General features: G+C 45.9%; 23 protein-coding genes. All 23 read right to left on the bottom strand.

Translation table 11 applies throughout. The annotated features are described in order from the left end of the window. Positions 1 to 366: 366 nt before the first annotated feature. Positions 367 to 1,653, bottom strand: coding sequence for an adenylosuccinate synthase (locus tag L2D08_RS04295; RefSeq protein ID WP_242232499.1), 1,287 nt, complete (start codon positions 1,651 to 1,653; stop codon positions 367 to 369). A 208-nt stretch (positions 1,654 to 1,861) separates the two neighbouring features. Further along, positions 1,862 to 3,226 carry a replicative DNA helicase gene (dnaB, locus tag L2D08_RS04290; protein ID WP_242232498.1) on the bottom strand — a complete coding sequence of 455 codons (1,365 nt, stop codon included), beginning with the start codon at positions 3,224 to 3,226 and terminating at the stop codon, positions 1,862 to 1,864. Positions 3,227 to 3,285: 59 nt separating this feature from the next. Beyond that, positions 3,286 to 3,735, bottom strand: coding sequence for a 50S ribosomal protein L9 (gene rplI / locus L2D08_RS04285; RefSeq protein ID WP_242232497.1), 450 nt, complete (start codon positions 3,733 to 3,735; stop codon positions 3,286 to 3,288). Continuing rightward, positions 3,732 to 5,705: a DHH family phosphoesterase gene (locus tag L2D08_RS04280; RefSeq protein WP_242232496.1), complete on the bottom strand. Its 1,974-nt coding sequence runs from the start codon at positions 5,703 to 5,705 to the stop codon at positions 3,732 to 3,734. The genes rplI and L2D08_RS04280 overlap by 4 nt, the downstream gene beginning before the upstream one ends. 66 nt (positions 5,706 to 5,771) lie before the next feature. Continuing rightward, on the bottom strand, positions 5,772 to 6,701 hold the full coding sequence (locus L2D08_RS04275; RefSeq protein WP_242232495.1) for a YybS family protein: 930 nt from the start codon (positions 6,699 to 6,701) through the stop codon (positions 5,772 to 5,774). A gap of 126 nt (positions 6,702 to 6,827) precedes the next feature. Next, complete coding sequence (locus L2D08_RS04270) at positions 6,828 to 8,807, bottom strand: methyl-accepting chemotaxis protein (protein ID WP_242232494.1); 1,980 nt, start codon at positions 8,805 to 8,807, stop codon at positions 6,828 to 6,830. 119 nt (positions 8,808 to 8,926) lie between these two features. Beyond that, positions 8,927 to 10,927, bottom strand: a complete 2,001-nt coding sequence (locus tag L2D08_RS04265; RefSeq protein WP_242232493.1) for a methyl-accepting chemotaxis protein — start codon at positions 10,925 to 10,927, stop codon at positions 8,927 to 8,929. 185 nt (positions 10,928 to 11,112) lie between these two features. After that, positions 11,113 to 11,349: a 30S ribosomal protein S18 gene (gene rpsR / locus L2D08_RS04260; RefSeq protein ID WP_046176393.1), complete on the bottom strand. Its 237-nt coding sequence runs from the start codon at positions 11,347 to 11,349 to the stop codon at positions 11,113 to 11,115. 22 nt (positions 11,350 to 11,371) lie between these two features. Further along, positions 11,372 to 11,911 (bottom strand): single-stranded DNA-binding protein, encoded by a 540-nt coding sequence (ssb, locus tag L2D08_RS04255; RefSeq protein WP_242232492.1) that lies wholly within the window; start codon positions 11,909 to 11,911, stop codon positions 11,372 to 11,374. Between the two features lie 76 nt (positions 11,912 to 11,987). Beyond that, complete coding sequence (gene rpsF / locus L2D08_RS04250) at positions 11,988 to 12,281, bottom strand: 30S ribosomal protein S6 (protein WP_242232491.1); 294 nt, start codon at positions 12,279 to 12,281, stop codon at positions 11,988 to 11,990. A 211-nt stretch (positions 12,282 to 12,492) separates the two neighbouring features. After that, positions 12,493 to 13,239 (bottom strand): ABC transporter permease, encoded by a 747-nt coding sequence (locus L2D08_RS04245; RefSeq protein ID WP_242232490.1) that lies wholly within the window; start codon positions 13,237 to 13,239, stop codon positions 12,493 to 12,495. Between the two features lie 145 nt (positions 13,240 to 13,384). Then, positions 13,385 to 14,485, bottom strand: coding sequence for a redox-regulated ATPase YchF (gene ychF, locus L2D08_RS04240; protein WP_242232489.1), 1,101 nt, complete (start codon positions 14,483 to 14,485; stop codon positions 13,385 to 13,387). A gap of 181 nt (positions 14,486 to 14,666) precedes the next feature. After that, positions 14,667 to 14,864 carry a DUF951 domain-containing protein gene (locus L2D08_RS04235; RefSeq protein WP_242232488.1) on the bottom strand — a complete coding sequence of 66 codons (198 nt, stop codon included), beginning with the start codon at positions 14,862 to 14,864 and terminating at the stop codon, positions 14,667 to 14,669. Then, on the bottom strand, positions 14,865 to 15,788 hold the full coding sequence (locus tag L2D08_RS04230; protein ID WP_242232487.1) for a mechanosensitive ion channel family protein: 924 nt from the start codon (positions 15,786 to 15,788) through the stop codon (positions 14,865 to 14,867). It abuts the gene before it with no gap. Between the two features lie 78 nt (positions 15,789 to 15,866). Beyond that, entirely contained in the window at positions 15,867 to 16,844 is a 978-nt protein-coding gene (locus L2D08_RS04225; protein WP_242232486.1) for an ABC transporter permease, read from the bottom strand. Between the two features lies 1 nt (position 16,845). After that, positions 16,846 to 18,345 carry a sugar ABC transporter ATP-binding protein gene (locus L2D08_RS04220; RefSeq protein ID WP_242232485.1) on the bottom strand — a complete coding sequence of 500 codons (1,500 nt, stop codon included), beginning with the start codon at positions 18,343 to 18,345 and terminating at the stop codon, positions 16,846 to 16,848. A 69-nt stretch (positions 18,346 to 18,414) separates the two neighbouring features. Further along, positions 18,415 to 19,515, bottom strand: a complete 1,101-nt coding sequence (locus tag L2D08_RS04215; protein ID WP_242232484.1) for a sugar ABC transporter substrate-binding protein — start codon at positions 19,513 to 19,515, stop codon at positions 18,415 to 18,417. Between the two features lie 144 nt (positions 19,516 to 19,659). Next, a complete protein-coding gene (locus L2D08_RS04210; protein ID WP_242232483.1) occupies positions 19,660 to 20,355 on the bottom strand; it encodes a DUF554 domain-containing protein in 696 nt (231 codons plus the stop codon). Between the two features lie 3 nt (positions 20,356 to 20,358). Next, a complete protein-coding gene (locus tag L2D08_RS04205; protein ID WP_242232482.1) occupies positions 20,359 to 21,210 on the bottom strand; it encodes a ParB/RepB/Spo0J family partition protein in 852 nt (283 codons plus the stop codon). Next, a complete protein-coding gene (locus tag L2D08_RS04200) occupies positions 21,203 to 21,964 on the bottom strand; it encodes a ParA family protein (RefSeq protein WP_242232481.1) in 762 nt (253 codons plus the stop codon). Before L2D08_RS04200 ends, L2D08_RS04205 begins: the two co-directional genes overlap by 8 nt. A 289-nt stretch (positions 21,965 to 22,253) precedes the next feature. Further along, entirely contained in the window at positions 22,254 to 23,093 is an 840-nt protein-coding gene (gene noc, locus L2D08_RS04195; RefSeq protein WP_375164540.1) for a nucleoid occlusion protein, read from the bottom strand. A gap of 69 nt (positions 23,094 to 23,162) precedes the next feature. After that, complete coding sequence (rsmG, locus tag L2D08_RS04190) at positions 23,163 to 23,879, bottom strand: 16S rRNA (guanine(527)-N(7))-methyltransferase RsmG (RefSeq protein WP_242232480.1); 717 nt, start codon at positions 23,877 to 23,879, stop codon at positions 23,163 to 23,165. Between the two features lie 15 nt (positions 23,880 to 23,894). Further along, entirely contained in the window at positions 23,895 to 25,787 is a 1,893-nt protein-coding gene (mnmG, locus tag L2D08_RS04185; RefSeq protein WP_242232479.1) for a tRNA uridine-5-carboxymethylaminomethyl(34) synthesis enzyme MnmG, read from the bottom strand. Positions 25,788 to 25,804 lie beyond the last annotated feature (17 nt).

The raw sequence follows: 25,804 nt of genomic DNA, 5'->3' as shown, positions 1-25,804 counted from the left end.
GCCTTTTCCCAAACATTCTAAGGAAATGAATACAAAATCATACATTTTTATCTTATATAGGGAGGATTTGCGGGAGGACCATTGACATAGATAGATAGAAAAAACAGGACAAGACTTAGAAAAATAAAATCTTTTGGCAAAGTATCTCTTTGTTTCTTTTTCCCGAGAAGTGCGGCAGTTCAGATGAGAGCCGGTAAGGCGGCACGGGTTAATAGAAAACATGCCCTATCACCAGAGCGGTAAAAGTGCACTTTGCAGCTTCCCTATCGGCTCTTTTTTAGAAATGATAGTGTCCTGCCCGTTTTCAGCGGCGAAAACGTTCATAAAAAAAGACTGACGACAAAGTCGTCAGTCTTTTTTTATGATTTAACTCCACACACTGCGGACTATATTTGTCTGGTTGCGGTCTGGGCCTACTGAGAAAACAGACAATGGGATACCAGTCAGCTGCGACACACGCTCGATGTAATGACGTGCATTTGCCGGAAGCTCACTTAAATCTTTCACACCTGTAATATCTTCTGTCCAGCCTGGAAGCTCTTCATATACCGGCTCACACTCTGCAAGTACGCGTAGGTTCGCTGGGTATTCTGTAATCAGTTCGTCTTTGTAACGGTATGCAGTACAAATTTTCAACGTTTCAATTCCTGTTAGTACGTCGATTGAGTTCAATGAAAGATCTGTGATTCCGCTCACACGGCGCGCATGGCGTACAACAACACTGTCAAACCAGCCAACACGGCGCGGACGGCCTGTTGTTGTACCATACTCACGGCCCACTTCACGGATTTGATCTCCGATTTCGTTGTTCAGCTCCGTTGGGAACGGACCATCGCCGACACGGGTTGTATAAGCTTTGGATACGCCAACAACGTGTGTAATTTTGGATGGGCCGACACCCGAACCAATTGTTACACCGCCGGCAACTGGATTCGAAGAAGTAACAAACGGGTATGTTCCCTGGTCGATATCAAGCATAACGCCCTGGGCGCCTTCAAACAGAACGCGGCGGCCTTCATCAAGTGCATCGTTCAGTACAACTGATGTATCACAGACAAGGTCTTTGATTTGCTGTCCGTACTCATAATATTCGTCCAGAATGTCTTCCACTTTAAAGCCTTCTGTTTCGTAGAAGCGCTCAAGCAGTCGGTTTTTTTCTGCAATGTTATGCGTCAGCTTTTCTTCAAATGTTTCGCGATCCAAAAGGTCAGCCATGCGGATTCCCATCCGTGCAGCTTTATCCATGTAAGCAGGGCCGATGCCTTTTTTTGTTGTACCGATTTTATTGGCGCCTTTGCGCTCTTCTTCCACTTCATCAATTTTCAAGTGGTATGGCAAAATCACGTGCGCACGGTTTGAAATGCGCAGGTTATCTGTTGACACGCCATGTCCATGCAGATATTCCAGCTCCTGTACAAGCGCTTTTGGATCTACAACCATACCGTTGCCGATTACACAAATTTTATCCGAATAAAAAATACCAGATGGAATCAAATGAAGTTTGTATGTAACACCGTTAAATTTAATTGTATGACCTGCGTTGTTACCGCCTTGGTAACGGGCTACGACTTCTGCGTTTTCAGAAAGAAAATCGGTTACTTTCCCTTTTCCTTCATCGCCCCATTGCGTTCCTACTACAACTACTGATGACATTTTTTGCACCTCCGAAGGTTCATGAAAAACGTTTTATCAAACACGTTTATTTTACCAGCAGAAAACGGAGCCGTCAAACTAAAAGACGAACATTTTAAACTTAATCAGATTTTTTTATTCGTTTTTATTCCAAAAGTACCGGTTGCTTCAAGTGAGAGAGTGCTTGAAAACGCATAAAAACAAAAAAAGCCAGCAATTGCTGGCTTTTTTATGCTCCGGGCGGCGCTCCCATTTCATCCATGCGCCGTTCCACATTTACGAATTTATTGTATTCCTTCACGAAAGCGAGCTCGACTGTTCCAGTCGGGCCGTTCCGCTGCTTGGCAATAATGATCTCGATCATATTTTTGTTTTCGGTTTCTTTATCGTAATAATCATCCCGGTACAAGAACGCTACAATATCGGCATCCTGCTCAATCGATCCAGATTCCCGGATATCGGACATCATTGGACGCTTGTCCTGCCGCTGCTCCACTCCACGGGAAAGCTGAGAGAGCGCAATAACCGGCACTTCCAGCTCACGGGCGAGCGCTTTTAAGGAACGGGAAATTTCCGATACTTCCTGCTGACGGTTTTCGCCGGAGCGCCCATTCCCTTGAATAAGCTGCAGGTAATCGATCAAAATCATGCCCAGTCCCTGCTCCTGCTTCAGCCGACGACATTTGGAGCGGATTTCTCCAATACGTACACCCGGCGTATCATCAATATAGATACCTGAATTAGACAAGCTGCCCATTGCCATTGTCAGCTTGCGCCAGTCTTCATCTGTCAGGGCACCTGTCCGCAAGCTTTGCGCATTAATATTTCCTTCTGCGCAGAGCATCCGCATAACCAGCTGCTCTGCGCCCATCTCAAGACTAAAGATCGCAACCGTTTCGTCCGTATTCGTTGCGACGTTCTGTGCAATATTAAGAGCAAATGCCGTTTTCCCGACAGAAGGACGTGCGGCAACAATAATTAAATCATTTCGCTGGAATCCTGCGGTCATCCGGTCCAGCTCGGCAAATCCGGTTGGAATGCCGGTTACATCGCCTTTTCTGTTGTGAAGAAGCTCAATATTATCATACGTGCGCACAAGCACGTCTTTAATATTGTGAAAGGCACCCGCATTTTTCCGCTGGGCCACTTCCATAATGCTTTTTTCCGCTTCGCTCAGCAAGCCTTCCACTTCATTCTCACGCTCATACCCGTCCGTGGCGATGGTAGTCGCCGTGCGGATCAATCGGCGCAGAAGCGATTTTTCTTCTACGATGCGGGCATAATATTCAATATTAGCCGCTGTTGGGACGGCTGCCGCCAATTCACTCAAATACGAAATACCGCCGACATCTTCAATCAATTTATGAGCGGCCAGGTCTTCGGTGACCGTCACCACGTCCACTGCTTTTCCGTGGTCGCTGAGCTTCAGCATCGTTAAATAAATCTGCTGGTGGGCATTCCGGTAAAAGTCTTCCGGAATTAATATTTCCGAAGCGACTGTTAACGCGGACGGCTCCAAAAAGATCGCCCCCAGCACAGCCTGTTCTGCTTCAATATTTTGCGGCGGTACACGGTCCGTTAATACATCGCTCATTGTTACCCTCCTCGCGAAAAAAACATGTGATCAGAGAACTCCGACCACATGTTTTTCTATTATTTTTCTTCTGTTACATGTACCTTAAGTGTAGCTGTGACTTCATTATGCAATTTAACCGGCACATTTGTGTAGCCGAGACCGCGGATGCCGTCCGGAAGATCGATCTTCCGTTTATCAATCTTAATTTTATGTGTTTTGTTTAATTGGTCTGCGACTTGTTTAGCTGTTACAGAACCGAAAAGCCGGCCGCCTGCACCTGTTTTAGCGTGCAATTCAACAGTCAGTGCTTCAATCGTTTCTTTCAGGCGCTTTGCTTCCTCCAGCTCTTCTGCTGCAAGAGCTGCCTGTTTTTTCTTTTGAGCATCAAGCGCGTTTTGGTTGCCCGATGTTGCTTCAACTGCATAACCGTTTTTAATTAAGAAGTTATGTGCATAGCCGTCGGCTACATTTTTAATATCGCCTTTTTTGCCTTTGCCTTTTACATCCTTTAAAAAGATTACCTTCATTCTTCATTTCCTCCTTCAGTGACTTCATCAATAACGCGGCACAGCTCCATTTCAGCGTCTTCTACAGAAGCGTCCCGAATTTGCGTTGCAGCATTTGTTAAATGGCCGCCTCCGTTCAACTGCTCCATAATGATCTGTACATTGACTTCGCCAAGTGAGCGGGCACTGATCCCGACCGTTTCTTCGGACCGGCGGGCAATCACAAACGATGCCTGGACTCCGTTCATGGTCAAAATCGTATCCGCTGCCTGAGCAATCAAGACGGAATCATATACATAATCATCACTGCCTTTGGCAATCGCCAGGCCGTCTTTATAAAAATAAACCGTTTCAATCAGCTGGCTGCGCTGAATGTAGGTGCCAATATCTTCTTTTAAAAATTTTTGAACTAAAATCGTATCCGCACCGTTCGTACGTAAATAAGCCGCTGCGTCAAACGTACGGGCTCCAGTCCGCAGTGAAAAACTTTTTGTATCGACAATTATACCAGCAAGCAAGGCCGTTGACTCAAGCATCGATATTTTTTTTGTTTTCGGCTGATATTCCAACAGCTCTGTGACAAGCTCTGCCGTAGAAGAAGCATAGGGCTCCATATAAACGAGAAGCGGGTTTTTAATAAATTCTTCTCCGCGCCGATGGTGATCGATCACGACCACTCGTTCCGCCCTGGAAAGCAGTCTTCCTTCAATGACAAGCGACGGCTTATGGGTATCCACCACAACAAGCAAGGTTCGATTCGTTGCAATTTCAAGCGCTTCTTCTGGTGTAATAATTCTTGAATGAAGTTCAGGATTCTGTTCTTTCAGCTCGTTAAGCAGTCGTTTCACTGCCGTATCGATTTGTGCCGGATCAACGACAATATAACCTTCCCGCCCATTTAATTCTGCAACATGGCGAATACCCATTGAAGCACCGACTGCATCCATATCCGGATACTTGTGGCCCATCACGATCACTTTGTCACTCTCAGTTACGATGTCACGAAGGGCGTGTGAAATCACGCGGGCACGCACCCGTGTCCGTTTCTCGGTTGGATTTGTTTTCCCGCCGTAAAACTTTACTTTCCCGTCTCCCTGCTTGATGGCAGCCTGGTCACCGCCGCGTCCAAGAGCCAGATCCAAACTTGATTGAGCGAGATCGCCCCATTCCGGCAGCGGAACAACTCCCTGTCCAATCCCAATGCTCAATGTCAGCGGGGCATAATGCTTAGCCGTCTCTTCACGCACTTCGTCCAAAATGGAAAACTTATCTTCTTCAAGCTTGGCTAAAATGCGCTCGTTCATCACAGTAAAAAAGCGCTCGGACGACACACGTTTTAAAAACATGCCATGTTTTTTCGCCCAGCCATTGAGCATAGAGGTAACCAGGCTGTTTAAGCTGCTTTTTGTTTGATCATCCATCCCCTGTGTTAAATCATCATAGTTATCGAGAAAGATGATGCTGAGGGTGGTTTTTTCTTCCCTAAACTGGCGTGCGATCCGTTCTTCCTCGGTCACATCAAAAAAGTAAAGAAGCCGTTCATCTGGTTTTGACACCACACGAAAGGTTTTGTCGTTTAAATTAAGCATGGCTTCTTTGCCGCTTTTAATAGCCGAAAGCAAAGGTTCCGCTATTTCATAAAGCGATTCGCCAACAAGGTTCTCCTCTTGAAAGTAAGAGGTTAAAAAAGCGTTCGCCCATTCGACTGTATACTCCTTATTATAAAGCAGAATGCCAATCGGCAGCTCCTGAAGCGTTTCTTCACCGACTTTTTGAAGGCGGTACGATAAAGTGGCCACATACTTCTGTACATCTTCATGCATTTTTCTTTCTGCCAAATATAAAAAGAGGAGCAGAAAAATCGTCAATGTAAGCAGGCCGGCGCCAGCAGCCCAATTGTAGGAAAACAGCCAGGCCGACGCGGCCACAAGCACAAGCGTAATGACAATGATCGGTACTTGAATCATCCGCCTGTTATAATACGAAAGCATTCGCTTCAGCTCCTCGTTCTAAAGCTCCATCTTTTGTGCCTGATGGAGCCAATTTTAAAAAGCATCTTACCGCTTTTTTTGCATCCGTTGTCTTAAGTCGAACCCTAAATCAATTATACCTAATAATCGGATAAGATAAAGAAGCGGAATTAGAGGAATTGATAAAAGGGCCGCTAAAACCGGGATGGCTTTTGGCCATTTTTTGCTGTGGGCAAAGAAAAAAACAAAAGACAAACCTTGTATATACAAGCATGCCTGCAAAATAAACAGCACGTTCACATAAATATCATACCAGCTTGTACCGGGCTCCGGCTGAACAAAAATAGCTCCTGCCATTAAAAGGAGATAATACCAAAGGATTGTCCGGGGCAGACGTACTGTCCGGAATGGCTGAAGCGGTTTTATTTTGACGCCGAGCCGTTTGGCAATCGGGTAATTCACCGTTCTTAAAAGCAGCACCGTAAGAAAAGCCAGCGCTGTGAGAATCGCCGGTAAAATAGCGTTCATATAGTCAATCAGCGTATTGATTTCCTCGTCTGTGTAAGGCACTTCCTGTCCGAGCACGCGGCTTGTTTCGGCTGCTGACTCCTTAAAGGCTTTACTGAATTCGTCTGCAAACGAAATATCAAAAAGCCACATGGCTGCCGCATACTGCACAATCAAATTTAATAAAAATACGAGACTTCCGCCCATATAAACAATCCAGCCATCTGACTGCCTGCGGATGAGTGCCCCCATGATCAAGCCGGTTGTTCCGTACATAATCGCCAGAGGCACAGAGATTACGCCTCCTATTATAAAGGACAGCGCTACTGCACAAGCAAGCAGCCCAAAAGCCGGCCCGGCCGGATGTTTAGCGCTGTATATCAAAAAAGGAAGCAGTAAAAAAAGCGCGCCGACAATAGAGATAATCGGTACGTAGACGGAGACCGCCAGTAGAATTGCAAAGATGGCGAGCATCATTGCTCCTTCTGTTATGACTTTTGTTTTTTCCACTTTAACACTCCGTTCATTTACCAAGCATTTCGGCATTCTCCTTCCTTATTCTACATTCCTTTAGTCCCCCATTCAACTTTAAAACAAAAAAGTCCGAACAAAAGATCGGACTTTTTCACTTATTTTTCATATTTGAAATTGGCGTATCGCTTGAATCAATTCTTCATTAAGTAAAGACAGCTGTTCAGAAGCCGCCGCTACGCCTTCAATGGCCAACAGCTGCGTCCGCGTTCTTTCCTGGGCTTCTTCACAGGAAAAAGCTGAAACTTTGGCTTCCTCCGCCAGCTGGCCGGCCGTGTACACAACTGTATCTTTTTCCTGATCGGCTGTATGAATCCCTTTGACCATTTCGGCAATCGCTGCCTTCATTTTCTGCACAACTTCTTCCTGATGAACAAATACTCCCTCGGTTTCCTGTACCGCTCCTGTTTGCGCAGTAATGTATCCGCCTACTTCCGTTACCGTCTGGATCGCCTGAACGGACCCTTCCTGCACCGCCGCAATTTTTTTATGTATCTCACCGGCCGCCTTGCCCGACTGCTCAGCAAGCTTTCTCACTTCCTGGGCAACCACTGCGAAGCCTTTGCCGTGGCTGCCTGCCCGCGCTGCTTCAATCGATGCATTGAGCGCCAGCAGGTTTGTCTGGGCGGATATCCCTTCAATCACATGCACAATATCTTCAATGCGTTTAATGTCCTCTGCCAGTGTGCTAATAGACTTCAGCGCTGCGTCCATTCTTTCAGCAGAAGCACTCATAGATTCTGCCATCACCGACACATGCCTTGCTCCTGTTTCAGCTGCCTGGGCTGCCGTGCCAGCAAGCTGGGTCATGGCATCTGCTTCACCTGATATAGAGCTGATTAACGTGCCCAGCTCCCGTGAACGATCCGCCGCTTTTTGCGAGCCGTTTGCGGATCTTTCCGTTCCATGAGTTAATTCATCCAGTGCAGACGCTGCCGCTGTTCCGGATTCATTGATTTCCTGTACGGCAATATTTAAATTCCCAATGGATTCCCTTACATTTTTCGCTGCATCTTCTGTAACTCCGACAATGCTGCGCATTTTCACGACCATTTCATTAAAATTGCGGCTTAGTTCTGCTGTTTCGTCCCTCCCGGAAACATAAACGTGTGTTTGCAAGTTGCCTTCTGCCACTTGTTTCACAGAGGCTTTCAATGTTTGAATCGGCTTTGTAATGGTTGATGTCAGCCAAAACACAACAAGCATCACAATCGCAAGTGCCGGCAGCGCTGTAAGGGCCAGAATTTTTTTCATTTCGTCTGAAACGCTGAACAAATGGCTCTTTTCGTAGACCGCTCCGATTTTCCAGCCGGTCTGTGCAGCTGTATCGTAAACAACCAGCTGGTTTTCTTTTTCTAAAACGCCGCTTTTTTCACCAGCTAACATCGCTCCCATCAGCGCATCTTTTGATACATCTTCGCCTTTTTGAGATGGGTGAACGAGTGCCCTTCCTTGCTCGGATAGGACAACCGGGTACCCTTCGTAGCCGACGTTCAGCTTGTTCATTCGATTGGTCATACTCGTTAAGTCAATATCAACCCCAATGACGCCGAGCACTTCTGAGCCGTTCATAATAGCTTTGGAAACTGTAATAATATCGTCCCCTGTTTCGCTTTGATACGGTTCACTCCACACCGGCTGGCCGCTTTCGGCTGCCTGCTTATAGGAGAGCTCTTCTAACGGGTTAAAATCTTTTGGAAGCGATGCGGCTGGTGCCATTTTAAAGGTGCCGGCTGCTGATGTATAGTAAACGCTTAGTGTTTCTTTATAAATATCGGTGTACCGGTTAAACACAGCCTGCAGCTCCCTGTCTGCTTCAACGTCCAGCTGTTTATCCGACTGCGCCAGCTGGGCATATTCGAGTACTTGTGCGCTTTCAGATAAAAGCAGAATACTTTCTTCGTACTTTTGCAAAAAGGCATCCGCAGAATTGTTTAATTCTTTTACAAACTCTTTCGTTTGGGCGGCTGCATTTCTTTCAATCCGCTGTTCTGTTTTTAATCCAGTAAAAAAAATAACAAAAGTAAAGGCACTGATCAAAATAATCGCAATGGGAAGCATAAATTTCATTCGAATCGATTTCATTTCACTACACCTTTCTCCCTATGTACGACCCCTATTATAGTTTCATAGTCCTAACACAGTATTAAGGTAATGTAAAAAAATTATTAAAAAAAGGACGCCGGTACTAGCCGGCATCCCTTTTACAGTTTAAATTGATCTACAATTCCTTTTAATTCCGCACTTAACTCCATCAGCTGCTCAGAGGAATCGGTCACGGTCCGAACCGCCCTTAATTGCTCTTCGGCCGAAGCGCTGACTTCCTCACTTGCAGCGGCAGACTGCTGGCTGGCCGCGGCAATGCCGGTCATCGTATGGATCACTTCATCCTTTGTGACTCCTACTTCTTTGATTTCCTCATTGATTGTGGCAATAGACGAATCAATCGTACTGACAAGAGACGAAAGCTGGTGGAAAACCTTGCTTGTTTCTTCTACCGCTTCCGTTTGCTCATCGAAATTGCTGCGTGTTTTTTTCATTTGCTCAACGGCTGTACGAGAGCCGGATTGAATGTCGAGAATCGTTCGTCTTACTTCATCTGCTGCTTCACTGGACTGCTCTGCCAGCTTGCGGACTTCTTCTGCCACCACAGCAAATCCTTTGCCGTGCTCGCCAGCTCTTGCCGCTTCAATCGATGCATTGAGCGCCAGCAGATTCGTCTGGGCAGAGATGTCGGTAATGGCTCCAATCACAGCCTCGATCGAGTTCATTTTCGATTCCAGCTCTTCAATTACCATTTGCATACCGGAAATGTATGTTTTCGTTTCATTATTTGAAGCGCGAAGCTGTTCAATTTGCCCGGCTCCTTTTTGGTTTGCCTGCTCAGCTTGGGAAGCGGCGTGCGCCATGTCTCCTGCCTGGCCGGTAATCACATCGATTTGGCTGCCTAAGCTGTTTGAGCGCTCAGTCGCCTCAGCAGAATCTTCTGCCGAACGGGAAACCCCCAAGGTAATTTCATTGATCGCATGGGTCATTTGTTCGCTGGATGCACTTGTTTCTTCCGATACGGCACTTAAGCTCTCAGCAGATACTTTGACATCCTGTACCGATTCATTCACTTTTTGCAAAATGTTTCGCATGTTGGCGGTCATTTTATTAAACGCTTCGGACAGCTGTCCCACTTCATCCCTCGTTGTGACCGGCACCTGCACCGTCAAGTCACCTTCAGCGATTTGAGAAGCAGATCGTTCCAAATAGCGGAGCGGGTTCACAATTTTTGAGATCACAAACAGCATTACGGCACTGATCAACAAAAGCAGCGCAACGCCGGTCCAAAGCAGGGACTTACCAATGGATTGAGACAAACCGAGTAAGTCGGCCTGGTTATAAGCGGCTGCTGTCGTCCAATTCACACCGGGCACATTGTTAAACACGATAATACGGTTTTCCCCGTCCAGCTGATAGTACTTTCTGCCGGATGGAGAGGAACCATCAATAATGCTTTTAATAACCGGAATGTTTGTTAAATCTTCTCCCTGCCTATCCGGATGGACAATGCCCACGCCTGCTGTTGAAAATATAATAGGGTAGCCTCGGTAGCCAAGATCTGTTTGTTTGACCCGTTCTGTTAACACGGTTAAATCAATATCAGCACCTATAACGCCAAGGAACCGGTCATTATTATCATAAAGGGCTCTCGACACCGTTACAACAGAAGAACCGGTGGCCTGGTCTTCATACGGCTCGCTCCAAACCGCCGCTTTTTTATTTTCAGCTTGTGTATACCATTCTCTTTCCCGGGGATCAAAATCTGCAGGAAGCTCAATTACCGGGGAAATAATGGTCGTTCCATCTGCTGAACCAAAATAAATACTCGACACATCCTGATACGTATCCAGGTAGTTGGTAAAAAGAGTTTCTATTGACTGGCGGTTTGCATGGTCTTGGGCTAATTCATTTTTTGCGTAAGATTGAATTGTATTGTCGAAAACAAGCAGATCAATACTTTTCTCATGTTGGTCCAAAAATGACTTTACCGTCCCCGACAAACTTTCTACTGTGCCTTCGCTTTGATCGATCACGCTTTTTTCCACACTGTTTTCTGTTTGCCAGCTGATAAATATAATAATAAAAGCAAACGCCAAAACAAGCGCTGCAATAATAGGAATGAGCAGTTTCGTGCGAATAGATCGAATACCTTTCAACTGTGTACCTCCTTTTGTAGTAAAAATACCCTATGCTTATTTTACCTATTAATGAACAAATATCTAGACTTTTCTTTTATTTCGTTAAAAAATTAATATTTTCTTCCTATTTAATCCATATATTCACACAAAAAAAAGCACAGTCCTGAATGATCAGAACTGTGCTTTTTCTTATATGAAAGATCTTATCTTTCCTCTCCAACGAATGGAAGAAGTGCTACCTGACGCGCACGTTTGATTGCAATTGTCAAACGGCGTTGGTATTTAGCACTTGTACCTGTTACACGGCGTGGAAGAATTTTTCCACGTTCAGATACGAACTTTTTAAGCAAATCAACATCTTTATAGTCGATATGTGTAATACCGTTAGATGTGAAATAGCAAACCTTTTTACGCTTACGTCCACCTCTGCGTCCTGCCATGAGTTTCCCCTCCTTGCTTGAATTAGAATGGAAGATCGTCGTCTGAAATATCGATCGGCTGTCCGTTATCTGCAAACGGATCTTCATTCATTTTAGAATAACCGGCATTGTTATTGCCGCGCTGTTGATTCTGCTGTGGCTGACCAAATGGAAAGTCCTGATTGCTTTGCTGGCCGCCGCCATAACCGCCACCTTGCTGCTGGGGAGCATTGCCATACTGCTGGCCGCCTCCACCACCTCCGGATTTTGGTTCAAGAAATTGGACACTGTCTGCCTGGACTTCTGTCACGTATACACGCTTTCCATCCTGGCCTTCATAACTGCGTGTTTGAATGCGCCCTTCTACGCCTGCAAGGCTTCCTTTTTTGAGGAAATTTGCCACGTTTTCAGCCGGACGACGCCAAATGACGCAATTAATAAAATCCGCTTCCCGGTCGCCTTGCTGATTTGTGTACGCGCGGTTCACCGCGAGCGTAAACGTTGCAACAGCTGCACCAGCTGGCGTATAGCGAAGTTCAGGATCTTTCGTTAAACGGCCCACTAAAACCACTCGGTTTATCATCAGAATCAACTCCTTTTCTTTTAAAATGTTTCAGCTTGAAACATGATGAAAAAGATGTATATTTAGTGCGTTTCGATTACTTTGCTTCTTCTTTAACAATGATATGACGGATAATGTCATCGCTGATTTTCGCAAGACGGTCAAATTCATTTACTGCAGCTGCATCTTCAGCGTTAGCATGAATAAGTTGGTAGAAACCTTCGCGGAAATCGTTGATTTCGTACGCTAAACGGCGTTTACCCCATTCTTTTGAATCGATGATTTCAGCACCGTTTGAAGTAAGGATGTTGTCAAAACGCTCAACTAGCGCTTTTTTCGCCTCATCTTCAATGTTCGGGCGGATAATGTACATGAATTCGTACTTTCTCATCTTCGTTCACCTCCTCGTGGACTATGCGGCTGTCGCCTTCCCTTTCCGGGCTCGACAGCAAGGAGCAAATTTTCATTACTCACAAGTTGAAATTATAACATGAATCTCTCAACAGCGCAATATTTTTCGCAATACAATAAAACAAAAGGGGACTTATGGCGATTCAGGTGATACTCTCTTATTATAGAACGTATGTTTGAAACATGCAAGTTTAAAACATTCTTTGCTTGAAAAAAGCAGGGTATGCAAGAAAAGAAACAATCATAGCCGTAATCGCCGTGTTGCCAAATGTGGTTAAGGCAATGACAAGCTGGTATTTTACAGCGACAACGGGTGAAGCACCGGCGATAATGGCTCCTGTCATCATGCCTGGAAGCTGCACAAGGCCGATGGTTTTCATTCCTTCCATGCTCGGAATCAAAGCGGCTTTGACCGTTGCCTCAATCAATTCCTGTGATGCCTGGCGGCGCGTAGCACCCAGCGCCAGCTTTCCCATAATCAATTCTTTCGTCGAATCAAATTCCCGCTTCAGCCTGTCAAACACGAGACTGACAGCCACCATAGAACTGCCGATAATCATGCCGCTCATCGGCAGAATGTACTGGGCTTCAAAATCTACAATATCAAATGTTACCCAGATTACAACAGAAGCCGCTTCCGCTGATACTAACGCAGCGAAGGCGATCCAGAGGGAGCGTTCAAAGGCATCCCCCCGCCTGGCGGATGTCCGGGAAGCAATGATAATCATAATAAAAATAATAAATGAAAACAAAACCGGGTTTTCAATAGAGAAAACAAATGTAATGATATATCCGATCACCGTCAGCTGAACAAAAGCCCGAACCGAGGCCATCATCATTTCTTTTGAAATACCAAGTTTTTGCTTGTACGAAAGCCAAAACGGAATAAGCATAAATAAAAAAGCGGCCAGCAGGGCTGCATAACTGATATCTTTCAATCCAAACACCTCCTACAAAAAAAACTCCACCGGTTATCTGGTGGAGTCATTGTACTTGTCTAGCTGCAGATGTTTTAGGCCCGCGGGATGATAAGCCTGGCTGGCTTTTCCATGCCGCTCCGGCCAAAGGCTTTTTGCGTTTCGCTTAAACGTTAAAACGGAAGTGAACAACATCTCCGTCTTTCATGACGTATTCTTTTCCTTCAAGACGGACTTTGCCGGCTTCTTTCGCCGCGGTCATCGAGCCGTTCTCAACAAGGTCATCGTACGAAACCGTCTCGGCACGGATAAAGCCCCGCTCAAAATCTGAATGGATAATGCCGGCACACTGTGGTGCCTTCATACCTTTACGGAACGTCCAGGCACGTACTTCCTGTACGCCCGCTGTAAAGTACGTTGCAAGCCCTAAAAGCGAGTACGCAGCTGTGATCAATTGGTCCAGGCCGGATTGTTCAATGCCAAGCTCTTCAAGGAACATAGCTTTTTCATCATCATCAAGCTCGGCGATTTCTTCTTCTACTTTCGCGCTGATTACAATGACTTCCGAGCCTTCACCAGCCGCATATTCACGCACTTTTTGCACATGCTCATTGCCTGATGGGTCCGCGATTTCTTCCTCGCTCACATTGGCCACATACAACATTGGTTTAGCTGTTAACAAGTGAAGCTGCTTGACGATTTTTTGCTGCTCTTCAGTGAATTCCACGGAACGGGCAGGCTTGTCAGACTCAAGCGCTTCTTTCACCAAGACAAGCACGTCATGCTCGGCAACAGCGTCTTTATCTTTTTGCTTAGCAAGCTTTGCCACGCGCGTAAGACGTTTGTCCACCGATTCAAGATCTGCCAAAATAAGCTCAAGGTTAATAACCTCAATATCATCAATCGGGTCTACTTTTCCAGATACGTGCGTGATGTTTTCATCATCAAAGCAGCGTACGACCTGACAGATCGCATCTACTTCACGGATGTGGGATAAAAACTTGTTTCCTAAACCTTCACCTTTGCTGGCACCTTTTACGATCCCGGCGATATCCGTAAATTCAAACGCCGTTGGAATGGTTTTTTTCGGTGTTACCATTTCCGTTAGTTTCGCCAGACGCTCATCCGGTACTTCCACGATGCCGACATTCGGATCAATTGTACAGAATGGATAATTGGCTGATTCGGCACCTGCTTTTGTAATTGCGTTAAACAAAGTCGATTTTCCCACGTTTGGAAGACCGACGATTCCTGCTGTTAATGCCATATAATTGGTTCACTCCTTGTTTTCTGTAAACACGTACATAGTATTCTAAACCTTTCCCCATTATATGGACTAAGGCGGAAAAAGGCAACGTAAGAAAAGCGCAAGCCCAAGGTCAGGACGAAATACCAGGGGAAACAGCTTCTATTCTAAAACGTCTTTTTGCTCCAAAAGAAAGAGCGGCTTACTCGCCGCTCTCGGTTACTACTTTTTTCATTTTTTTCGCAAATTCACGCCGCGGCAGCATGACACTGTGCCCGCATCCTTCACACTTGATTCGAATGTCCATACCAAGACGAATGATTTTCCAGCGGTTTGTTCCGCAAGGATGGGCTTTTTTCATTTCTACCACATCGTGCAACGCAAACTGTTTCTCTTCCATTTATGCCGTTCCCCCGCTTTTTGCCTGTTTTGAGCCTGCTTGTGCTTCCTGCTCCGTTCTTGAGTACATCACCATGCGCGGATATGGAATTTCAATTCCGTTCGCATCCAGACATTCCTTGATATCTTTGCGCATCATTCGAGCCACATACCAGTGATTCATCGGCGTTGTTTCCGCTGTAATCCGAAGAGTCACATCTGACGGTCCCAGCATTTGAATGCCGAGCAGCTTCGGTGTATCCACAATTTCAGGGTACTTGTCTTTTAATGTCTCAAGAAGCTCGTTAATCACCTTCTCAGCTTTTTCCACATTTTCCTCATAGGCAATACTAATGTCAACGACAGCCACACTGTTATGAAGAGAGAAATTCGTGACTTCTATAATGCTGCCATTTGGCAAGATATGAATTTCACCCGTCCATACCTTCAGCTTTGTTGTGCGCAGGCCAATTTCCTCGACTGTTCCTTCAAACTGGCCGATCCGGACAAAATCCCCCACTGAAAACTGATCTTCAAAAATGATAAAAAAGCCCGTAATCACGTCTTTTACCAAGCTTTGAGCGCCAAAACCAATCGCAAGCCCGAGCACCCCGGCTCCGGCGATGAGCCCTTTTACATCAAAGGTTAGAACCCCGAGTATATTCACAAGCGCAATAAAGTACACCACATACGCCAGCACATTTTCAATCAATTTGAGCAATGTGTTTTCCCGCCGCTCAGAAAACGTCAATGGTGCTTTTGAGCGAAGAGCAAAAAAATTGCGGATGGCGATTTTCCCAACTTTTACAATAAACCACGCCACCAGAATCGTCAGGGTAATTTTAATAGCGCCTTCTCCGAACGCAAGCCACGTTTCTTCATTGGTAAACTTTCTCCACAACGATTCGAGGGCGCGCTGATAGGTTGATAATGATTGATCGTCCAAAAAAAGCCCTCCTTCTGCTGGTTTACATAAGTCGTTTCCATTTTAACAGGAGAAAACACTTTTTCACAGAAAATTGAATTATGCGTGTGTCCGCTTATAGTAAGTGAGCGCCAGGGCAAAAGCAAGAACGGATCCTTTTACAATATCCATCGCATAATAAGGGGCAGACATCATCACAAGCCCATTTTGCAAAATACCGATTAACACCGCACCAACAAAGGTGCCGAGCGCGTTCGGTTTGCCGGCACCGAGAACGGATAATCCAATAAACGCAGCGGCTACCGCGTCCATTAAGTAAGGGCCGCCTGCGTTAATTTCAGCCGTCATCACGCGGGAAGCTAATACAATACCGCCAAGCGCGGCTAAAAGTGCTGACAAAATATAAGCGGCTACTTTGTATTTGTTCACCGGAATGCCTGACAAGCGGGCAGCTTCTTCATTGCCGCCGATCATATACATAAACCGGCCGTGCTTTGTCAGTGAAAGAAATCCTTGAACGGCTAAAACGACTACCACCATGATGACGATAATCCAGGGAAGCTGTCCAAGCTTGGCAAAAACAGGGCTGATCACACCTTCTGCATAAGATCCATCAGCCATAACCATGTTTTCAGAAATGGTTGCTCCTTTTGTATATGTTAGAGCCACGCCTTGAATGATAAACATCATCGCCAATGTAGCCAGCATATCTGGAATTTTCAGTTTAACGATCATAATGGAGTTTAATATACCGATAATCACAGCACCGAGAAGGGCTGCCAAAAGCGCCACCACAAAGCTCTGTGAAAACCAGACAAACATAGAGATCACCACAGCACTTGCCAGAGAAGCGGATGAGCCGACTGATAAATCAAATCCATTTATCGAAAGTGACACTGTAACCCCTACAGCAATAATCGTGACAATGGAAATCGAGCGTAAAATGTTCAAAACATTGTCACTGCTTATAAAAGCAGGATTTAGGGCGGTAAAAACAGCAATTAACACAATTATAGTTAAGATCGTGCCGTATTTATAAAAAAAATCAAACAACTGAAACGGTTTTTTCTGAGACACTTTATTTTCCTCCTGTTGAATAATACATAACTTCTTCTTCTGCTGTAAGCGCGGTTTCCTTTTCCATCACGGCCTGTCCATCGTAAATCACATAGAGCCGGTCTGTCATACCGAATATCTCAGGCAGTTCACTTGATGCGTATAAAATGCCTTTTCCGCGCGCGGCAAGCTCGGCGATTAAGTCAAAAATTTCCCGCTTCGCCCCGACATCAATGCCTTTTGTCGGCTCGTCAAAGATATACACATCCGCTTCGGCAAGCAGCCATTTTCCAATCGCAATTTTTTGCTGGTTTCCGCCTGACAGGTGGCGGACCTTCGTTTCAGGAGACGGTGTCCGCACATCCAGCCGCTCGATAACAGAAACAGCCGTTTCTTTTTCTTTTTTAAAATCAATCCAGGCACCCGCCCTCAGCATCGACTTCAGCGTGGTGACGGTAATGTTTGAGCGTACGGATTCTGACACAAATACACCTTCACGGCGCCGTTCCTCCGGCACAAGTACAAGGCCGCTACGAACTGCATCGTAAGGCGAACGAAGCGATACCGGCTTTCCTTTTACTTGAATGTTTCCCGCTTCCACTTTGGACTCCCCAAACAGCGCTTTGCATATTTCTGACTTGCCGGCACCGACAAGCCCTGTTAAACCGACCACTTCCCCGGCATGAACGGTTATATCCACACCGTTTACACCGGCTGCTGAAAGGCTGGATGCTTGAAGCAGTACCATTCCTTTTTTAGATTTGCGGACTGGAAACTGGTCGTCCATTTTACGGCCCAGCATGTTTTCGACTACTTCATTTTGCGTCGTGTCTGCTATGCGTTTTTTTGAAACAAGCTCCCCGTTGCGCATAATCGTAATGTCGTCGCAGATCTCAAACAATTCTGGAAGGCGGTGTGAAATAAAAATAATGCTTACATCCTCTTGCTTCAGCTGCCGAACAATCCGGAATAGCTCATCGGTTTCTGCTTGGCTGAGCGGAGCGGTCGGCTCATCTAAAATTAAAAAGCGGCAGTCATTTGAAATGGCCCGGGCAATCAGCACCATCTGCTTTTCTGCCAGTGTCAGCTCACTTACCTGCTTTGTTGGAGAAAGAGAAAGGTTCATTCTTTCCAGCAGCGCAGCTGACCTTTCCCGAAGCTTCTTCCAGTGGATCCATCCGCTTTCCCCTTTGCCGTTTACAAGCTGATCCATCATAATATTTTCACCAACGGTTAAATGAGGAATAAGTGCTGTATCTACTTCCTGATAAACCATTTGAATACCATACTTTTTTGCATCAGCCGGCTGACGGACATGAATAAGCTCTCCGTTGATCGACAGTTCTCCTTCATAATGGCCATAGGCACCGGATAAAATTTTCATAAGCGTTGACTTCCCGGCTCCGTTTGCTCCGATTAATGCATGAACCTGCCCTGTCTGTGCCTGAAAATCCACTTTGTTCAGCGCTTTTACACCGGGAAAGGAAATCGAAATATTTTTCATATCAAGTGTTGTAGTCATCTTGTATCCTCCTTTCGACGACAGAAAAGGAGGAAATCTCTTTTAAAGAGATTTCCTCGGGTTCTGTTCTTATTTTGCATAATGTTCTTTTAACGTTTTCATCCAGTCTTCTGAGAATTCATCCGACTGTCCCCAGCCTTCCACAACATCGGACAGGCTTTCCATGTTCACTGCACCATCAGCGGATCGAAGCTGCTCTTTTGAAATAAGCGATGGCTCAAGCGCATATTCCTGTGGCGTTTCTTCACCAGCGATCTTTTTCGCCAGAATACGCATATCGATTGAACCAATTAGTGCCGGGTCTACGGCAGCTGTGTACTGCCAAGGGCTTTTTGGATCTTGAATTTCCTGCAAATCTGCATTGGAAACGTCAATACCGTAAATCTTCACATCATCTCGTCCTGCTTCTTGCACGGCGCGTGCGGCACCGATAGCGAAAGCATCCCATGTTGCAAAAATAGCATCAAGTTTGCCTTCTGGATATTTTTTCAGCATGGCCTGCACAGCATTTTGTGTTTGAACCGTCGTATCAGCAGCGGCTACACCGAAACGGTCCACTTCTTTGATACCTGGGTTTTCACTTAGCTTTTGCTCGTATACGGCATTGCGGCGTACCATTGGCGGGAACCCGTCTACCCATAAATAAGCAATGTTTGCCTTACCCTTTGTATCTTTAATCAATTGGTCAAGAGCCAGTGTTGCCAGTGCTTCGTCATCCTGGGATGTCAGGGTCACGCCTTTCACATTTTTTAGTCCCTCATTGGAATCAAATGTAACGACGCTTTTTCCTGCTTCCACAAGCTTTTTCACTTCGCTTACTGTTGCTGCATCATCGCCGTGTGAAATAATAAAGCCGTCGTAATCCTGTGTGAGCCCTTGATTAATTGCATCATGGAATTTAGCAGAATCACCGTTAGCGGTAAATGTGTCTACTTGAAACCCAAGCGATTCGCCTTCTTTTTGTGCGCCCGCTAAAAACTGGGCCGTATGGTCGTCGCCGCCAATTTTGCGGATTACTTTAATTTTAACCGGATCTTCTCCGTTTACCTGCTCGGGTACGTTTTCAACAGGTGTATGGCTTCCGCCTGATGAAGCATTTTCGCCGCCGCAGCCTGCTAGAAAAAGTGAAAGTGCTACAGCCGAAAGGCCTAATGTTTGTTTTAACTTCATTGAATCCGCACAGATTATCCTGTGCTGCCCCCTTCCATTTCAATAACCTTATAATTCTTATGCAATAACTAGGATTATTACATGGGAAGGAGTAGGTGTCAATGAGTTTTTTGAAAAATGAAAAAAGCTCCTCCGAAGAGAAGCTTACGGCCAAATCGTTACAAACAAGGCGACAAAGGCAATTGCCGGCAGCAGATTTGCAATGCGTATATTGGTAATTTGAAGCAAGTTCAGGCCGATGGCAAAAATCATAACCCCCCCGGCTGCCGTCATTTCTAGAATAAAGGCATCCATCCATTCTGGTGAAACAAAACGGTCAATTTGCGTCGCAAACAGGGCGATAAGCCCTTCATACAGGAGAACAGGGACAGCGGAAAATAAAACACCGATACCGAGTGTAGTCGTTAAAATAAGAGCCGTAATCCCATCAATCAGTGATTTTGTAAACAGCACTTCATGATTTCCACGGATGCCGCTGTCAAGCGCGCCAATAACACCCATTGCCCCGATGACAAAAATAAGGGTCGCCGTTACAAACCCCTGTGAAATGCTGCCGCTGCCTTTTGACCCTACTTTCTGCTCAAGCCAATTACCAAGATCATTCAGCCGTTCATCAATTTTAAGCAGCTCGCCCACTACAGCGCCAGCCGTAAGACTCAGAATCACGAGTAAAAAATTTTCGCCCTTCAATCCCATTTGTAAGCCAAGCACTACTACCGCCAGTCCAATTGCGTGCATGACTGTTCCTTTTATTCCTTCTGGAATCCGCGCCAGAGAGGCGCCGAGCAATGCACCGGCGCCAATGGCAATTCCATTCACGAGCGAACCTGTTATAAACATCGTTTAACCTCTGTTATCAAGCATTTCCAAGATGCGGTTTAAGTCTTCGGTAGACATATATTCAATTTCAATTTTGCCTTTTTTGCCGTTTTTAGATTGGCGTATTTGCACGGATGTACCGAACCGCTCCCGAAGGACTTCTTCTTGATCTAAAATAAAAATATCTTTTTTAACCGGCTTTGTTTCACGTGAAACTTTTTCTTTTTCTTCCCGGATCCAACTTTCAAGCTGGCGGACGGTCCAGTTTTCTAAAACTGTTTTTTCAGCTGCCCTTAGCTGCTTTTCTTTCGGCTTCACACCGAGCAGCGCCCGGGCATGTCCCATTGATAGTTTTTCATCTGAAATCATATCTTGAATCTCACCCGGCAAATCAAGCAGCCGGACGTAGTTGGCAATATGCGGACGGCTTTTGCCGATCCGCGTGGCAAGCTCTGCCTGTGTAACGTTAAGCTTGTCCATAATCAGCTGATAAGCTGCCGCTTCTTCCATTACGGTTAAATCCTCGCGCTGAAGGTTTTCCAGCAGAGCAAGCTCCATCATTTGGGCTTCTGTTAATTCTTTAATGATCGCCGGCACAGCTTTCATGCCAGCCGCTTTAGCAGCCCGGTAACGCCGTTCTCCGGCTACAATCTCGTATCCTTTTATGCTTTTTCGAAGCACGATCGGCTGCAGGATGCCATGTGACTGTATAGACTGCTTTAATTCTTCAATTGCTTCTTCTTTAAACTTTTTCCGCGGCTGATGCGGATTCGGGCGAATCTCTTTAACGGAAATATCCTGCACAGTGCTGTTTTTATCATCAGCACCCAAATCTTTAAAAAGTGCATCCAAACCTCTGCCGAGCCCTTTAGCCATGTGCTGCCACCTCTTTCGCAAAATCAAGATACACTTCTGCACCGCGTGAACGGGCATCATACAGTAAAACCGGTTTGCCGTGGCTCGGTGCTTCACTTAATCGGACATTACGCGGTATGACAGATTGGTACACCTTGTCATGAAAATACTTTTTCACTTCTTCTGCCACTTGAATACTCAAATTGGTCCGGGCATCAAACATGGTTAATAGAACACCTTCTATGTAAAGGTCTTTATTTAAATGCTTTTGAACGAGCCGTATTGTATTTAACAGCTGATTTAATCCTTCAAGCGCATAATATTCACATTGAACTGGAATTAAAACAGAGTCCGCTGCCGTCAGCGCATTGATCGTTAACAAACCAAGCGATGGCGGACAGTCGATAATAATATAATCAAAGCTTTCACGGAGCGGCTCGAGTGCCCTTTTCATTCGAAGCTCGCGGGAAATAGCAGATACAAGTTCAATTTCAGCACCCGCGAGGGCAATGGTTGCCGGTGCGACAAACATGCCTTCCGCCGTTGTGGGCTTAATGACATCAGCCAGTTCCACATCATCTACAATGACGTCATAAATACACTGATCTACGCTTTTTTTTTCAATGCCGGCACCGCTTGTTGCGTTTCCCTGCGGATCAATATCAAGAAGAAGCACCTTCTTGTCAAGAGAGGCGAGTGATGCCCCCAAATTTACTGATGTTGTTGTTTTTCCAACGCCGCCTTTTTGATTGGCGACCGCAATTACTTTTCCCAAAAGAAGCCACCTGCTTTCGTCTGTCGGTGTTATCTGTTTTTTATTTTATCAAAATTGGCGCGTTTTGGCTTTTACGCCGTAAAAAAAAAGCCGCTTTTTATCAAAACGGCTGAAAGTGTAGGCAAAGTAAGAAAGCAGGCTGATTGAAAACGCCTGCTTTTTCCAAGAACGCCGCCGGCTGAGAAGCGGAGTGACCTTTTTTAGGTCATGAGCATTCGCAGACGGCAAGTGACGCCGAACGCAGACGTTTATGGGCAGCCTGAACCGTTTTTTATCAAAACGGCATTGTTTATGATTGCTTTGGTTTTTTCGGAATTTGAATCGTAATCCGATAGAAATCCTCATGGTCTTCCTCATCTTGTTCCACGTGGATGCCACTTTTCTCTACAAGTACAAGAGACTGGCGAATCGTATTTAACGCAATGCGGATATCACGGCTGACAGCTTTTGTGCGCGGGCGCGGCGGTTCTTTTTCAAGCATTTTGACCACGCGGTCTTCTGTTTGTTTTACATTCAATCCTTTATCGAGCACAATACGCAGAAGCTCACACTGCCATTCAGGCTTTTTCAGCGGCAGCAGCGCCCGGGCATGGCGTTCGGTAATTTTTTTTTCAGCAACCGCCTGCTGCACTTCGTCTGGCAGCTTTAACAGCCTCAGCTTATTCGCAACAAACGACTGGCTTTTTCCGACCATTTGGGCAAGAGACTGCTGGGTTGTATTATTTATATGAAGAAGGCTTTGATAAGCGCTTGCTTCTTCAATTGGAGACAGCTCTTCCCGCTGTATATTTTCAATCAGCGCTGCTGAAGCGGTCTGCTCGTCCGTAAACTGACGGACAATAACGGGTACCGTTTCATGCCCAAGGCTTTTGGCTGCCCGAAAACGGCGCTCCCCTGCTATAATTTCATATTTTTCTTCCTCGATCTCCCGGACAACAATTGGCTGAATAATGCCATGAACGGCAATAGTTGACGCAAGTTCTGCTATTTTTTCTTCTTGAAAGATAAAACGTGGCTGAAATTGGTTCGGTTCCAGAGAGTCTACCGGTATTTCTTTGACTTCATCTACGGGAAACATCATGGCTGTTTCACTTTTTCCGCCAAACAGACGGGAAAAAGGACGCTTCATGTTTACACCACCTTTTCATTCTCCATTCTGATAGTATTCGCCATGAGGCGCCCTGTTCCTGCTTAAGAACTATTCAATTGGTGTTTTATTCGGTGTGCCTGGCTTTCGCGGGTACTTTTTCGGCGTTTCTTTTTTCTTCCGAATCACGATAATCGTCCGCTCACTGTTTTCAATCGGCAGGCGGAAAGAGAAAACCTCCTCAGTTTGACCGCCAAGTGTTCCGATTGCTTTTGCAGCTGTTTCCATTTCATCCGCCGCACTTGCTGCTTTCATGGCAACAAATGTACCGCCCTTTTTCACAAACGGCAAACACAGCTCAGACAGGACAGACATGCGGGCAACGGCACGTGCCGTCACAATGTCATACTGCTCGCGATGCTCCGGGTTCCGTCCCATTTCTTCTGCACGTCCGTGAACAAATTGAACATGTTCAAGTTTCAGCTCGGATGCCAGATGATTCAAAAACGTAATACGTTTGTTTAATGAATCAATAATGGTAACATCCAAATTCGGAAAAGCAATTTTCAATGGGATGCTTGGAAAGCCGGCGCCGGCGCCGACATCACAAATTCGGGCTGGTTTTGTTAAATCGGTATAGATGCCAGCTGTAAGTGAATCGTAAAAGTGCTTCATATACACTTCTTCCTGCTCGGTAATCGCAGTGAGATTCATTTTTTCGTTCCACTCTACAAGCAGTTCATAGTAGCGCTGAAACTGGCCAAGCTGTTCTTCAGACAGCTTAATGCCGTTTTTGGCAAGTTCGGATTGAAATTGGTCGATTTTCATGTTTTCGTTCCTTTCTTATTCGCTGACGGTCCGTGCAACACGGCCCTGCTCAATGTAAACAAGCAAAATGGAAATATCGGCCGGGTTTACGCCTGAAATACGTGAAGCCTGTGCGATGGAAAGCGGACGGACCTCTTTTAAGTTTGTCCGTGCCTCATTGGCGATACCGCTCACTGCATCGTAATCAATGTCAGCCGGAATTTTTTTGTTTTCCATCTTCTTCATCCGGTCGACCTGTTGAAGGGACTTTTCAATGTATCCTTCATATTTAATTTGAATTTCCACTTGCTCTTCCACTTCTTCATCAAGCGGAGCATCTGCCGGGATAAGCTGCTTGATTGCCTCATACGTCATTTCCGGACGGCGCAGGAGGTCTGCTCCTCGAATGCCGTCTTTCAGCTCGCTTCCACCCGCTTCACGAATAAGTGCCTGTGTTTTTTCGTCCGGTTTAATAATCGTTGCTTTCAACCGGTCGATTTCAGCCGAAATCGCTTCTTTTTTCGCCAGGAAAGCTGCATAGCGTTCTTCAGAAATCGTGCCGATTTTATAGCCGATTTCTGTTAAGCGAAGATCCGCATTGTCATGACGAAGAAGAAGGCGGTATTCCGCACGGGAAGTGAGCAGGCGATACGGTTCGCTCGTTCCTTTTGTGACAAGGTCGTCAATCATAACACCGATATAAGCGTCGGAACGGCTCAGCACTACTTCTTCTTTGCCAAGCACACGGCACGCAGCATTAATACCGGCCATTAAACCTTGTCCAGCTGCTTCTTCATAACCGGATGTACCGTTAATCTGCCCAGCTGTGTACAAGTTTTTCACTCGTTTTGTTTCAAGTGTCGGCCATAGCTGGGTCGGCACAACTGCATCATATTCAATCGCATAGCCCGCACGCATCAGCTGTGCTTTTTCAAGGCCCGGGATTGTCCGAAGCATCCGGTATTGTACATCTTCCGGCAGGCTTGTAGAAAAGCCCTGTACGTATACTTCTTCTGTATTCCGTCCTTCCGGCTCAAGGAAAATCTGGTGGCGCGGTTTATCATTAAAACGGACTACTTTATCTTCGATTGATGGACAATAGCGCGGTCCACGTCCTTTAATGACGCCAGAGTACATCGGAGAACGGTGCAGGTTTTCACCGATAATATTATGTGTTTCTTCATTTGTATACGTCAGCCAGCATGGCAGCTGATCCATGATAAATTCTTTTGTTTCATAGCTGAATGCACGGGGAACATCATCACCCGGCTGAATTTCCGTTTTGGAATAGTCGATTGTCCGGCTGTTGACACGCGGCGGTGTCCCTGTTTTAAAGCGGACAAGTTCAAAGCCAAGCTCGTCTAAATGCTCGGATAGCTTTACAGAAGGCTGCTGATTGTTCGGGCCGCTGGAATATTTTAAATCACCGAGAATGATTTCACCGCGCATAAACGTTCCGCTCGTAATAATCACAGCTTTTGAACGGTAAACGGCACCTGTTTGCGTGATGATACCGCGGCATTCTCCCTCTTCCACGATTAACCGCTCTGCCATTCCTTGAACGAGCGTTAAATTCGGCTCGTTTTCAATCGTTTTTTTCATTTCCTGCTGGTACAGCACTTTATCCGCCTGCGCGCGCAGCGCCCGCACAGCCGGTCCTTTTCCTGTATTCAGCATTCTCATTTGAATGTGTGTTTTATCAATATTTTTGGCCATCTCACCGCCAAGCGCATCGATTTCCCGGACAACAATTCCTTTTGCCGGTCCGCCGACAGACGGGTTGCATGGCATGTAGGCGATCATATCAAGGTTAATAGTAATCATTAACGTTTTGGCGCCTGTCCGTGCAGAAGCAAGCCCTGCTTCTACTCCGGCATGGCCCGCCCCAATAACAATGACTTCATATTCGCCTGCTTCATAGTAATTCATGCTGTTTTTCTTCCTTT

Source organism: Domibacillus sp. PGB-M46 (assembly GCF_022668875.1).
GTDB lineage: Bacteria > Bacillota > Bacilli > Bacillales > Domibacillaceae > Domibacillus.
This window is presented reverse-complemented; position numbering and strand designations above follow the sequence as displayed.

Excerpts from the sequence above, each read along its gene's own strand:
- L2D08_RS04280 (WP_242232496.1), bottom strand. The coding sequence starts at position 5,705 with ATGCTTTCGTATTATAACAGGCGGATGATTCAAGTACCGATCATTGTC.
- L2D08_RS04235 (WP_242232488.1), bottom strand. The coding sequence starts at position 14,864 with ATGGAAGAGAAACAGTTTGCGTTGCACGATGTGGTAGAAATGAAAAAA.
- ssb (WP_242232492.1), bottom strand. The coding sequence starts at position 11,911 with ATGATAAACCGAGTGGTTTTAGTGGGCCGTTTAACGAAAGATCCTGAA.
- noc (WP_375164540.1), bottom strand. The coding sequence starts at position 23,093 with ATGAAGCGTCCTTTTTCCCGTCTGTTTGGCGGAAAAAGTGAAACAGCC.
- L2D08_RS04205 (WP_242232482.1), bottom strand. The coding sequence starts at position 21,210 with ATGGCTAAAGGGCTCGGCAGAGGTTTGGATGCACTTTTTAAAGATTTG.
- L2D08_RS04210 (WP_242232483.1), bottom strand. The coding sequence starts at position 20,355 with ATGTTTATAACAGGTTCGCTCGTGAATGGAATTGCCATTGGCGCCGGT.
- rpsR (WP_046176393.1), bottom strand. The coding sequence starts at position 11,349 with ATGGCAGGACGCAGAGGTGGACGTAAGCGTAAAAAGGTTTGCTATTTC.
- ychF (WP_242232489.1), bottom strand. The coding sequence starts at position 14,485 with ATGGCATTAACAGCAGGAATCGTCGGTCTTCCAAACGTGGGAAAATCG.
- rplI (WP_242232497.1), bottom strand. The coding sequence starts at position 3,735 with ATGAAGGTAATCTTTTTAAAGGATGTAAAAGGCAAAGGCAAAAAAGGC.
- rpsF (WP_242232491.1), bottom strand. The coding sequence starts at position 12,281 with ATGAGAAAGTACGAATTCATGTACATTATCCGCCCGAACATTGAAGAT.
- L2D08_RS04220 (WP_242232485.1), bottom strand. The coding sequence starts at position 18,345 with ATGACTACAACACTTGATATGAAAAATATTTCGATTTCCTTTCCCGGT.
- mnmG (WP_242232479.1), bottom strand. The coding sequence starts at position 25,787 with ATGAATTACTATGAAGCAGGCGAATATGAAGTCATTGTTATTGGGGCG.
- L2D08_RS04295 (WP_242232499.1), bottom strand. The coding sequence starts at position 1,653 with ATGTCATCAGTAGTTGTAGTAGGAACGCAATGGGGCGATGAAGGAAAA.
- rsmG (WP_242232480.1), bottom strand. The coding sequence starts at position 23,879 with ATGAAAATCGACCAATTTCAATCCGAACTTGCCAAAAACGGCATTAAG.
- L2D08_RS04215 (WP_242232484.1), bottom strand. The coding sequence starts at position 19,515 with ATGAAGTTAAAACAAACATTAGGCCTTTCGGCTGTAGCACTTTCACTT.
- L2D08_RS04270 (WP_242232494.1), bottom strand. The coding sequence starts at position 8,807 with ATGAAATCGATTCGAATGAAATTTATGCTTCCCATTGCGATTATTTTG.
- dnaB (WP_242232498.1), bottom strand. The coding sequence starts at position 3,226 with ATGAGCGATGTATTAACGGACCGTGTACCGCCGCAAAATATTGAAGCA.